The 11,490-nt window shown below is 75.9% G+C and carries 9 protein-coding genes; 7 read left to right on the top strand and 2 right to left on the bottom strand.

Going from position 1 to position 11,490, the window contains the following annotated elements:
• The first annotated feature begins 119 nt into the window (after window positions 1-119).
• Genes HDA31_RS29295 through HDA31_RS29305 form a run of 3 tightly spaced genes read left to right on the top strand, consistent with a single transcriptional unit; the run spans window position 120 to window position 4,934 of the window.
• Entirely contained in the window at window positions 120-1,967 is a 1,848-nt protein-coding gene (locus tag HDA31_RS29295; RefSeq protein WP_178062787.1) for a GTPase domain-containing protein, read from the top strand.
• Entirely contained in the window at window positions 1,964-3,658 is a 1,695-nt protein-coding gene (locus HDA31_RS29300; RefSeq protein WP_246384251.1) for a GTPase, read from the top strand. The genes HDA31_RS29295 and HDA31_RS29300 overlap by 4 nt, the downstream gene beginning before the upstream one ends.
• 55 nt (window positions 3,659-3,713) lie before the next feature.
• Window positions 3,714-4,934 carry a hypothetical protein gene (locus tag HDA31_RS29305; protein WP_074475642.1) on the top strand — a complete coding sequence of 407 codons (1,221 nt, stop codon included), beginning with the start codon at window positions 3,714-3,716 and terminating at the stop codon, window positions 4,932-4,934.
• 146 nt (window positions 4,935-5,080) lie between these two features.
• Here the strand turns inward: HDA31_RS29305 and HDA31_RS29310 are convergent, their stop codons facing one another.
• Both HDA31_RS29310 and HDA31_RS29315 read right to left on the bottom strand, forming a co-directional pair.
• Entirely contained in the window at window positions 5,081-5,599 is a 519-nt protein-coding gene (locus HDA31_RS29310) for a phosphatase PAP2 family protein (protein ID WP_246384633.1), read from the bottom strand.
• Window positions 5,600-5,921: 322 nt separating this feature from the next.
• Window positions 5,922-6,833, bottom strand: coding sequence for a hypothetical protein (locus HDA31_RS29315; RefSeq protein ID WP_178062786.1), 912 nt, complete (start codon window positions 6,831-6,833; stop codon window positions 5,922-5,924).
• 509 nt (window positions 6,834-7,342) lie between these two features.
• Here HDA31_RS29315 and pdhA point away from each other — a divergent pair.
• The 4 genes from pdhA (at window position 7,343) to HDA31_RS29335 (ending at window position 11,366) form a co-directional block, all read left to right on the top strand.
• Complete coding sequence (gene pdhA / locus HDA31_RS29320) at window positions 7,343-8,530, top strand: pyruvate dehydrogenase (acetyl-transferring) E1 component subunit alpha (protein ID WP_178062785.1); 1,188 nt, start codon at window positions 7,343-7,345, stop codon at window positions 8,528-8,530.
• Window positions 8,530-9,519, top strand: coding sequence for an alpha-ketoacid dehydrogenase subunit beta (locus HDA31_RS29325; RefSeq protein ID WP_091282661.1), 990 nt, complete (start codon window positions 8,530-8,532; stop codon window positions 9,517-9,519). Before pdhA ends, HDA31_RS29325 begins: the two co-directional genes overlap by 1 nt.
• On the top strand, window positions 9,516-11,006 hold the full coding sequence (locus HDA31_RS29330) for a dihydrolipoamide acetyltransferase family protein (RefSeq protein ID WP_178062784.1): 1,491 nt from the start codon (window positions 9,516-9,518) through the stop codon (window positions 11,004-11,006). Before HDA31_RS29325 ends, HDA31_RS29330 begins: the two co-directional genes overlap by 4 nt.
• A gap of 222 nt (window positions 11,007-11,228) precedes the next feature.
• Complete coding sequence (locus HDA31_RS29335; RefSeq protein WP_165823299.1) at window positions 11,229-11,366, top strand: hypothetical protein; 138 nt, start codon at window positions 11,229-11,231, stop codon at window positions 11,364-11,366.
• The last annotated feature ends 124 nt before the right edge of the window (window positions 11,367-11,490 follow it).

The following is an 11,490-nucleotide window of genomic DNA, read 5'->3' on the forward strand; positions in this document are numbered from 1 at the left end:
TTGACTCAATAGTGCCACGCGTACGGCGATCGTCAAGTCGAGTTGAGCCGACCCGACGCAACCTCGCGTTCGGGGGAGCCCGGTTGTCTTACCTTGCGTCGGTCGGGCACGCTTTAGCGGTGACGACGCACGGCGAGCCCGCCATCGATCCCGGTTCGCCCGCCGTCGCCGCCCGTACCGGCACGGGGGATGCCGGGGAGGACCCGTCCGGCCCTTCCGCGGACGGCCTGCCCGCCGCGCTCACCGCCCTGCGGGCCGCGATCGGCGCGGCCCGGTTCCCGCTCGCCCTGCCCTCGGCCGAGGCCGCCCGACAGCTCGGCGCGAGCCTCACCGCGCAGCTCGACGACTATCTCCTGCCCCGGCTCGCCCGGCTCGACGCGCCACTGCTCGTGGTCGTCGGCGGCTCCACCGGGGCCGGCAAGTCGACACTGGTCAACAGCCTCGTCCAGGCCCGGGTCAGCGCCGCCGGGGTGCTCCGGCCGACCACCCGCTCGCCGGTGCTCGTCTGCAACCCCGCCGACTCCGGCTGGTTCCGCCAGGGCGAGCTGCTGCCCGGCCTCACCCGCACCAACGAGCCGAGCGAGGACCCGGGCACCCTCCAGCTCGTCACCGCCCCGGCGCTCCCCGCCGGGCTGGCCTTCCTCGACGCCCCCGACATCGACTCCGTGGTCGACGCCAACCGCGCGCTCGCCGGCCAGCTCCTCGCCGCCGCCGACCTCTGGCTCTTCGTCACCACCGCCGCCCGCTACGCCGACGCGGTGCCCTGGGAGCTGCTGCACACGGCCCGGGCCCGGGGGGTGGTGATCGCCATGGTGCTCGACCGGGTGCCGGCGGAGGCCACCGACGAGGTGGCCGCCCACCTGGCCGAGATGCTCGCCGAACAGGGCCTCGGCGCGGCGCCCCTGTTCGTCCTCCCGGAGACCTGGGTCGACGGCCAGGGCCTGCTGCCCGACAAGGTCACCGACCCGCTGGGCGGCTGGTTCTCCCGGCTCGCCGCCGACGCCGGGGCACGCGCCGCCGTCGTCCGGCAGACCCTCGACGGCGCGCTCGCCGCGCTCGTCCCGGCTGTCGTGGGTCTGGCCGACGCCGCCGACGAGCAGGGGGACGCCGCCGACGCCCTCGACGACCGGGTCACCGCCGCCTACCAGGGGGCCGAGCGCACCGTGGAGCAGGGGCTGCGCGACGGCCGGCTGCTGCGCGGCGAGGTGCTCGCCCGGTGGCAGGAGTTCGTCGGCACCGGCGAGTTCTTCCGCACCCTGGAGGCCCGGATCGGCCGGTTGCGCGACCGGCTCCTGGCGGCGGTGACCGGCCGGCCCGCCCCCGCCACCGAGCTGCGCGACGCCATCGAGTCGCAGCTCGTCACGCTGCTGCGCGGGGTCGCCGCCGAGGCGGCCGAGAACACCTACACCGGGTGGCGGGCGCACCCCGCCGGGGCGGCCCTGCTCGAACCGCCGCTGGCCCATCCGGGCGCCGACTTCCCCGACCGCGCCGAACGGCTGGTCCGCGACTGGCAACGTGGGGTGCTGGAGCTGGTCCGGTCCGAGGGCGCCGACCGGCGGTTCGTCGCCCGCACCGCCGCGTACGCGGTCAACGCCACCGGGCTCGCCGTGATGATCGCCGTGTTCGCCTCGACCGCGTTCATCCCGACCGGGCTGGAGGTCGCCACGGGGGCCGGCACGACGGTCGCCGGGCAGGCCGTGCTCCAGGCGATCTTCGGCGACCAGGCCGTGCGTACGCTGGCCGCGAAGGCCCGGGGCGACCTGCTGGCGCGGGTCCGCGAGCTGCTCGACGCCGAGGCCACCCGGTTCCTGTCCCGCACGGCGACGGCCCGGCCGGCGGCGGACGCGGGGGACGCCCTGCGGGCGGCGGCCGAGCGGGTGGAGCAGGCCCGGCACCGCAGCGGCCTCGCGGCGGCCGGCGCGGCCGCCCTGCCCCCGGCCCTGGCCCCGGAGGGTGGGGCGCGGTGAGCCCGAACATCGTCGGCCGCGTACGCGAGGCGCTGCGCGGCGGCCAGCGGGTCGACCCGGACGCGCTGATCGCCCGCCTCGCCGCCGTCCGGCGGTTCCTCGAAGCGGCCGACGGCCAGCTCCCCGACACCCAGCTCGTGCCCGCGCACACCCTCGTCGAGCGCGCCGGCACCCGACTCTCGCTCTCCCGCGACCACACCGTCGTCGCCCTCGCCGGCGCCACCGGCAGCGGCAAGTCGAGCCTGTTCAACGCGCTCGCCCGGTTCGAGTTGTCCCCCGTCGGGGTGCGCCGCCCCACCACCGGCGTGGCCCACGCCTGCGTCTGGGGCCCGCTCGACGGCGCGACCCGGCTGCTCGACTGGACCGGCGTGCTGCCCCGGCACCGGTTCGTCCGGGAGAGCGCGCTCGACGGCGACGACGAGTCGGCCCTGCACGGGCTGGTCCTGCTCGACCTGCCCGACTTCGACTCGGTGCAGCGGTCGCACCGGCTGGAGGTCGACCGGCTGCTCGGCCTGGTCGACCTGGTGATCTGGGTCGTCGACCCGCAGAAGTACGCCGACCGGGTCGTCCACTCCAGCTACCTGCGCGAGTTCCACCGGCACCGGGACGTGACGCTGGTCGTGCTGAACCAGGCCGACCGGCTGCCCCCGGCCGAGCTGCCCCGCGTCCTGGCCGACCTGCGCCGGCTGCTCGACGCCGACGGCCTGGACGGGGTGCCGCTGCTGGCCACCACCGCCGTCGACCCGGGCGGGATCACCGAGCTGCGGGCGACGCTGGAGCGCACGGTCGCCGAGCGGCAGGCCGCCCTGCTCCGCCTTGCCGGCGACGTGGACACGGTCGTCGCCGGGCTGGCGGAGCTGGTCGCCGCCGAGCCCCCGGCCGCCGTGCCGGACGCCGGGCCCGCCTCGGGGCTGAACCGGGCGCTGGCCGGGGCGGCCGGGGTGCCGGCGGTGGCCGAGGCGGTCGAGGGCGCCTACCGGCACCGGGCCGCCGCGAGCACCGGCTGGCCGCTGGTGCGCGGCTGGCGGCGGCTGCGCCCCGACCCGCTGCGCCGGCTGCACCTGCCCGGCCCGACCGGCGGCGGCGACGCCGGCGACCCGGCGGAGAGCCTGGTCGCCGCGACCTCCGTACCCGATCCGACCGCCGCACAGCGCTCGGCGCTGGGCCTGGCCGTGCGGGCGGTGGCCGACCGCGCCGGGGCCGACCTGCCCGACGCGTGGGCGACCGCCGTGACCACCGCCGCCCGGTCCCGGCTCGGCGACCTGCCGGACGCCCTGGACCGCGCGGTGGCGCAGACCGACCTCGGGCTGGACCGGCGGCCCGCCTGGTGGCGGATCGTCGGCGGGGTGCAGTGGCTGGTCACCCTCGCGGCCGTGGCCGGCCTCGGCTGGCTCGCGCTCGGCTACGCGCTGCGCGCCCTCGGCCTGCCCGCCCTGGACGATCCCCGCGTCGGCGAGGTGCCGCTGCCCACCGTGCTGCTGCTCGGCGGCCTGCTCGCCGGGCTGCTGGTGGCGGCCTCGACCAGGCCCGTGGTGCGGTGGGCGGCCCGCCGGGCGCGCGGCCGGGCCGAGAAGCGGCTCGCCCTCGCCGTCGGCGCGGTCGGGCAGGAGCACGTGGTGGAGCCGGTGCGGGCGGTGCTGGCCCGTCACGGGCAGGCGTGGCAGGCGTTGCGCGACGCCGCCGGCCGCTGACGACCGGCGTCTTTCTTCGCTGTTCGGGGACCGTCGGCGGGCGTAGGGTCGACGCATGGCCACGCCTCAGACCCCCTACGACGCGGTGCTGCACGCCGCACGCGACGTGACCAGGCTCGACACCGCCCTCGATGCCGAGATGCTCGGCGCGGCGCTGCTCGGCAGCGTCTACTCGGTCGCGGAGACCGACCGGGAAACGGCCGTCCGGGAGTTCGTCACGGGCTTCCTCGCCGCCACCTCCCGCCGCCGCACGGCCGCGGCGAGGACCATCCGCTCCGTCTTCGCCGCCCTGGTGCCCGACGCCGAGGGCGCGGCGAAGGTCAACCCCGGCACCCAGGCCCCGGCCTGGGCCGCGCACCTCGGGCGGGTGCGCCTCACCGGCACCTGGAGCTACGGCGACGTGTACGGCGACCAGACCTCCTACCTCGCCACGTTCGCCTACGACGACGCGGCCGGCGGCCCCGAGCACGCGCTGGTGGCCCTGGTCGACCACAACATCGGCATCACCAAGGACGTCTTCGTGGGCGGCCCTGCGGGACGCATCGTCGAGCAGGTCCGGGAGATGGTCGACGGCGACGAGCTGACGTGGTTCCGGGAGGAGGACCCGGCCCGGATGCACGGCGAGGTCGGCCGGCACCTGGCCGTCACCGACGACCTGGGCGAGCTGCCCGCCGAGGGGTCCCTCGCCACCGACCGGGCGCTTGCCGGTGCCCGGCTGGCGTTGCTGCCCCCGCCGGCCCCCGGGTCCACCCGGGACGCCGAGCCCCTCTCCGGCGACCAGCGCACGGAGCTGGTCCGGGCGTTCCTCGCCTCGCCCGAGGCCGCCCGCTACGACCTCGACCCGTCCGACGACGCGGGGCTGGCCTCGCTGCACTTCTGCCTCAGCCTGCTGCTCGACCACGCGGCGAGCTTCCCCGACGCCGACGCGCTGCGCTGGAGCCCCACGGTCGCCGAGCTGTTCCTGCTCGACTGGGTGCACCGGCGGGCCGTGCTCGACATGGACGACGCCGCGATGCTGCCCCGGGTGCTGCGCGGCTGGGCGGCGTACGCGGCCCGGCGCAAGGGGCTGCCGCAGGCGGCGGCGGAGCGCACCGACACGGCGGTCGAGGAGATGATCCCCGAGTTCGCCCGGCTCTACTCCACCGGTGAGCGCCGCAGCCCCGCCACGGCGGCGGTCGCTCAGCTGATGGCCGACGGGGTGGACCCGGACGACCCGGCCGCCCTCGACGCCTGGATCGAGGCGAACCGGCACCGGCTCGCCGACGACGGGGCCTGACCCGACGCGCCCCGGGACCGACGGGGCCTGACCCGACACCGCCCGGGACCGACGGGGCCTGACCCGAGGCGGCCCGGCCCCGGTCGCAGCGCCCTGGCCGGGCCCGGCCCCGGTCGGGGGCCCGGCCAGGGCCGCGCGGGGGGTGGTCAGGCCAGCGCGCCGTAGACGGCTCCGGCCACCAGCCCGCCGACGGTCCCGCCCACCAGCACCTGCGCCAGGGTGTGGGCCCGCAGCCGCACCCGGGACCAGCCGGCCAGCACCGGCACCGGCGCGGCGGCCACCAGCGGGGGGCCGAAGGTGAGCACCAGCACCACCACCGCGCCGGCGGCCACCGCCGTGTGGATCGACATCTTCCACCAGTGGCTGACGGTCACCGCCACCACGAGCCCCACGACGCCGGCCGCCACCAGCGCCAGCAGCGGGCGGGGCGCGCCGAACGCGGCCAGCAGGACCCAGCCGGCCGCCGCCGAGGCGAGCCCGAACAGCAGCGGCGTCCGGCGCTGTTCGCGTACGCCGACGTGGTGGTCGGTGAGCCGCCCACGGCGTACCCCGCCGACGATGTACGCGAACGGGATCCCGCTGGCGAAGACGGTGGCGAGCAGCCCCCAGGCCAGCCCGTGCGCGCCGCCGTCGCCGCCGAACCAGCCGACCAGCATGGTCAGCATGGTCACCAGGACGGCGGGCGCGGTCAGCTCGGTGACCAGGCGGGCGACGCGCAGCCCCGGGCCGGGCGTGACGTGGAGGCGCTCCTGTCCCGCCGGGGGGCGATCCGGTCCGCTCAGCCCTGTCGCTCCCCGCCGTGCGGCCTCGGCCGCCGCCCGCCGCCGTGCGGCCTCGGCCGCCTGCCGGCCTGCGTTCTCGGCCGGGAGGCCGGGCCATGGTCACGCTCGATCCACGAAGCAGTGGCATCGGTCGCGCCACGAGGCCACTGCTTCCCGGATCGAGCGTGATCCTGACGAGTGCCGGGCCCGCCGGCGGTGACGGGCCTCACCGGGCGGCGGGCGGGAGCGCGTCGCCCACGGCAGGCCCGGAAGAGCCGGTGGCGGTGGGCCGGGGCGGGACCGCCGGAGCCTGCGGAGCCGGGCTGGGGCGGCGGCCGGGCGCGGCGGCCGTCGGACGACGCTGCGGGGGCGGGCCGGGCACCGCCCTGAACGCGGCCGGGGCGGGTTCGCCACCCGTCGTCGGCCCGGGGTCCGGGGCGGGTTCCCCGGTCGCCGTCGGGCCGGGGCCGGCTGTCGGGTCGGGGCCGACCGTGGGGTCCGCGCTCGCGGTCGGCTCGGTGCCCGACGATGGTTCCGGCACCTGGGCCGAGGCGGAGAGGGTCGCCGTCGGCCCGGCCGGCGGGGTCGACCCGGTCGGCGGGGTCGGTTCCCCGCTCGGGGCCGGCGCCGGGGAGGGGCGCGGCGTCGGGGTGGGGCTGGGGGTGACCGTCGGCGGCGGGGGCAGGGTCGGCACCCGCAGCGGCGGCGGGCGGTGGACCGCCTCGGGGTCCGACCGGTCGGGAGCGGCCGGCACGATCGGCGCGGGCGCGGGCGGCGGGAGACCCGGGCCCGGCAGCCCGGTCTGCGGCGTCGCCACCGGGCCCTTCGGGGTGGCAGGGGCGACCGCGGGTGGGCCGGTCGCCGGCACGATCACCGGCCCGACCGAGCGCGTGGGGATGAACGGGGTGCTGCTGTCGGGGAGGGCGGTGCTGCCCACCGTGGCCGACCCGGTGCTGATGGCGGCGAGGATCGGCATCGAGGCGGTGCCGGCGAGCAGGGCGACCGTGAAGAGGTATCCGCGCCCGGGGCCGCCGAAGCCGGGGGCGCGGTGGGCTCCCACGACCCGACGGTAGCCGCCCCCGGCCGCACGGTGCCGGCCGAGCAGCGGCACGGTGGGACCCTCGCCTGGCTGGGACACGCGCACTCCTCGTCCGTCGTCGGTCATCGATGCAGGCCGGTGACCCACCAAGGGCCAAAACGGGCATAAACCCATGAAACGCCCGCCGGCTCCATCAGCTTGACTCAGTGACGGCCAGTTCACCAGGAGCCACCGCGTGTCGACAGACAAATTGTCCGGCCCGCCCCGGCGACTCACGGTCCTCCCCGGACAGCGGGCCCCACCAGCCACAAACCCGACAGCCCCCGGAATCCGGGGCGGGCGTACTGTGGGCGCGCTCACCTCCTCTGCCATGATTTGTGGCACGACGGCAACGCAGCCGCGACCTCCGCGCACCCTGCGGCAGGCGCGGTACGACGCCGGCGCTCCCGAACCGGGTTCGCACGGAATCCGGCTCACGCCGCGCGGCAACCCTCACCGGGGCTAGGCGCGGCCGCCAGGAACCAGCCCGGCACCAGCCGGGCGGGTGCACGCACTGCGCGGAGCGGGTCACCCCCGGTGCCGGCGCAGACCACGACAGGGAGAGACGGATGGCAAAGGGCGACCCCGGGGTCACCACCACCCGCGGCCGGCGAGCCGCACCCCGTGCCAAGCGAACGGCCGCGACGGCTGGCGGCGACCCGGAACTCGTGCAGCTGCTCACGCCCGCCGGAGAGCGCATCGAGAGCGCGTTCGGGCCGGACGGCACGGAGTACCGCGCCGACTTCACCGACGAGGAGTACCGCGGGCTCTACCGCGACCTCGTGCTGGTCCGCAAGCTCGACGCCGAGGCCACCGCCCTGCAACGGCAGGGCGAGCTGGGGCTGTGGGCCAGCCTGCTCGGCCAGGAGGCGGCGCAGGTCGGCTCCGGGCGGGCGCTGCGCCGGCAGGACATGGCCTTCCCGACCTACCGCGAGCACGGCGTGCTCTATTGCCGGGGCATCGACCCGATCATGCCGCTCGGCCTGTTCCGGGGCGTCGACCAGGGCGGCTGGGACCCGAACGAGTTCAAGTTCAACATGTACACGATCGTGATCGGGGCGCAGACCCTGCACGCGACCGGGTACGCGATGGGCGTCCACATGGACGGCAAGACCGGCGGCGACGACGGCGAGGCGGTGATCGCCTACTTCGGCGACGGCGCGACCAGCCAGGGCGACGTGAACGAGGCGTTCGTCTGGGCCAGCGTCTTCAACGCCCCGCTGGTGTTCTTCTGCCAGAACAACCAGTACGCCATCTCCGAGCCCCTGGAGCGGCAGACCCGCGTCCCGCTCTACCAGCGGGCGCGCGGCTTCGGCTTCCCCGGCGTACGGGTGGACGGCAACGACGTCCTCGCCTCGTACGCGGTGACCCGGCACGCGCTGGACAACGCGCGGCACGGCCAGGGCCCGAGCCTGATCGAGGCGTACACCTACCGGATGGGGGCGCACACCACCTCCGACGATCCGACCCGCTACCGGATCGCCAGCGAGGTCGAGGCCTGGCAGGCCAAGGACCCGATCGCCCGGATGAAGGCGTTCCTGGAGAAGCAGAAGATCGCCGACGGGGCGTTCTTCGCCGAGGTCGACGAGCAGGCCCGCGCCGAGTCGGTGCACCTGCGCGAGCGGGTGCTCGCCATGCCCGACCCCGAGCCGGTGACGATGTTCGACCACGTCTACCCGCACGGGTCCCCGGAGCTCGACGAGCAGCGGGCGCAGTTCAGCCGCTACCTGGAGTCGTTCGAAGGGAGCGCCCACTGATGGCCACGGAGACGCTCACCCTCGGCAAGGCCCTCAACGCCGGCCTGCGCCGGGCCCTGGAGCACGACCAGAAGGTCGTCATCATGGGCGAGGACGTCGGCAAGCTCGGCGGCGTGTTCCGGATCACCGACGGCCTCCAGAAGGACTTCGGCGACCAGCGGGTGATCGACACCCCGCTGGCCGAGTCCGGCATCATCGGCACCGCCGTCGGCCTGGCCATCCGCGGCTTCCGCCCGGTCTGCGAGATCCAGTTCGACGGCTTCGTCTACCCCGCGTACGACCAGATCGTGTCGCAGGTGGCGAAGATGCACTACCGCTCGCAGGGCAAGGTCCGCATCCCGATGGTCATCCGGATCCCGTACGGGGGCGGCATCGGCGCGGTCGAGCACCACTCGGAGTCGCCGGAGGCGTACTTCGCGCACACCGCCGGCCTGAAGGTCGTGACCTGCGCCAACCCCCAGGACGCCTACTGGATGATCCAGCAGGCGGTCGCCTCGGACGACCCGATCGTCTTCCTGGAGCCGAAGCGGCGCTACTGGGAGAAGGGCCCGGTCGACCTGGAGGCCCCGCTGTCGGCGGCGTACCCGCTGCACTCGGCCCGGGTGGCGCGGGCCGGGACGGACGCCACCGTCCTGGCGTACGGGCCGATGGTGCGGACCTGCCTGGACGCGGCGGCCGCCGCGGCCGAGGACGGCCGGGAGCTGGAGGTCGTCGACCTGCGCACGCTCTCCCCGCTGGACCTGACCGCCGTCTACGAGTCGGTGCGGCGCACCGGCCGGTGCGTGGTGGTGCACGAGGCCCCCGGCAACCTGGGCCTGGGCGCGGAGATCGCCGCCCGGGTCACCGAGGAGTGCTTCTACTCCCTGGAGGCCCCGGTGCTGCGGGTGACCGGCTTCGACACCCCCTACCCGGCGTCCCGGGTGGAGGAGGAGTACCTGCCGGACCTCGACCGGGTGCTCGACGCCGTCGACCGCGCCTTCGGGTGGTGAGCGGGGTGTCGCGGATCAAGGAGTTCAACCTGCCCGACCTGGGCGAGGGACTGACCGAGGGCGAGATCCTCGCCTGGCTGGTCTCCGAGGGCGACACGATCGAGCTGAACCAGCCGATCGTGGAGGTGGAGACGGCGAAGGCGGCCGTCGAGATCCCCGCCAAGTGGGCCGGTCAGGTGCGGTCGATCTTCCACCCGGAGGGCAGCACGGTCGAGGTCGGCACCCCGATCATCGCGATCGACACCGACCCGGGCGCGGGCCCGATCGAGGCGTCGACGACGGGCGCGCCGTCCGCCGACCTGCCGGCCCCGTCGGCGGCCTCCCTCGCCGCCGTCGAGATCGCGCCCGCGGAGGGCATGGTCGAGCCGGGCCTGATCGGCGGCGTGGCGCCGGGCGGGCGCACCGCCGTGCTGGTCGGCTACGGCCCGCGCAACGCGCCGGCCAAGCGCCGCCCGCGCAAGGGCGCGCCGCCGGAGCGGCCCGCCACCGCTCCGGCCGCGTCCGCCCCGGCGGCGGCCCCTGGCGCTGCGGCACCGGCACCCGTCGCCCCGGCACCGGCACCGGCGACCGTGAACGGCAACGGGCGGCCCGGCGGGCTGGTGCTGGCCAAGCCGCCGGTGCGCAAGCTCGCCAAGGATCTCGGCGTCGACCTCGGCGCGCTGACCGGGTCGGGGCCGCTGGGCTCGATCACCCGGGAGGACGTACAGCGGGCGGCGAGCGGCACCGCGACGGCGGCCGGGTCGCCGACGGTCGCGGCACCGGCCACGTCGGCCGCGTCGTTCGGCGCGGACCGCGAGCGGCGCATCCCCGTCAAGGGGGTACGCCGGCTCACCGCCGAGAACATGTCCCGCTCGGCCTTCACCGCGCCGCACGTGACGGAGTTCCTGACCGTCGACGTGACCCGGGCGATGAAGGCCCTGGACCGGCTTCGCGGCCGGCGGGAGTGGCGCGACGTGCGGGTCTCGCCGCTGCTGCTGGTCGCCAAGGCGGTGCTGCTGGCGGTGCGGCGGCACCCGATGGTCAACTCGACGTGGGCCGGCGACGAGATCGTCGTCAAGGAGTACGTCAACCTGGGCATCGCGGCGGCCACGGAGCGCGGCCTGATCGTGCCGAACGTCAAGGACGCCGGCCGGCTCACGCTGCGTGAGCTGGCGGACGCGCTGACCGACCTGGTGCAGACGGCGAAGGCCGGGCGGACGTCGCCGGCCGACATGTCCGGCGGCACCCTGACGATCACCAACGTCGGGGTGTTCGGGGTGGACACCGGCACGCCGATCCTGCCCCCGGGCGAGTCGGCGATCCTGGCCTTCGGCGCGGTCCGCGAGCTGCCCTGGGTGCACAAGGGCAAGGTCCGCCCACGCCAGGTGACCACGCTGGGGCTCTCCTTCGACCACCGGATCATCGACGGTGAACTCGGCTCGAAGTTCCTCCGCGACATCGGGGACTTCCTGACCGACCCGGAGGCGGCGCTGCTCGCCTGGACCTGACGGGTCACGACACCGCAGCCACGGCCGGTGTGCCACGGGTGAACGCCCGGCACACCGGCCGTGGCCGTTGGAAGAAGAAAATGCCGCCACAGCGCCCCGTTGACCTACGATCCTTAGGCAGGTGTCTCAGCTCACCTACTAATCGTTGGAAGTTCCGGGCTGGATGCGGTTCAATTGAGTCATCAAGGGGCCGACAACCGAATAGCCAGGAGGAGAACCCAGATGAGCATGATCGAGCGAATCCGCAACCGCCGCGACGCCAACCGCCGGGCCCGTGCCATCGAGCACGCCCTGCGCTCCGCCAACTCGCCCGCGGTCCGCGAGGAGCTTCTCGCCATCGCCCAGCGTCACATGAGCTGACGCCCCACACTTTTCTCACCCTCCTCCAGTTCGACGACCCGCCCGGTTCGCCCGGGCGGGTCGTCGGCGTTTCGGGCCTATTGACACCGGGATTCCGCCTCGCCGCACCGCCCGGTACGGTGGG

Source organism: Micromonospora carbonacea (assembly GCF_014205165.1).
Lineage (GTDB): Bacteria > Actinomycetota > Actinomycetes > Mycobacteriales > Micromonosporaceae > Micromonospora > Micromonospora carbonacea.

Excerpts from the sequence above, each read along its gene's own strand:
- HDA31_RS29305 (WP_074475642.1), top strand. The coding sequence starts at position 3,714 with ATGGCCACGCCTCAGACCCCCTACGACGCGGTGCTGCACGCCGCACGC.
- HDA31_RS29310 (WP_246384633.1), bottom strand. The coding sequence starts at position 5,599 with ATGCTGACCATGCTGGTCGGCTGGTTCGGCGGCGACGGCGGCGCGCAC.
- pdhA (WP_178062785.1), top strand. The coding sequence starts at position 7,343 with ATGGCAAAGGGCGACCCCGGGGTCACCACCACCCGCGGCCGGCGAGCC.
- HDA31_RS29325 (WP_091282661.1), top strand. The coding sequence starts at position 8,530 with ATGGCCACGGAGACGCTCACCCTCGGCAAGGCCCTCAACGCCGGCCTG.
- HDA31_RS29335 (WP_165823299.1), top strand. The coding sequence starts at position 11,229 with ATGAGCATGATCGAGCGAATCCGCAACCGCCGCGACGCCAACCGCCGG.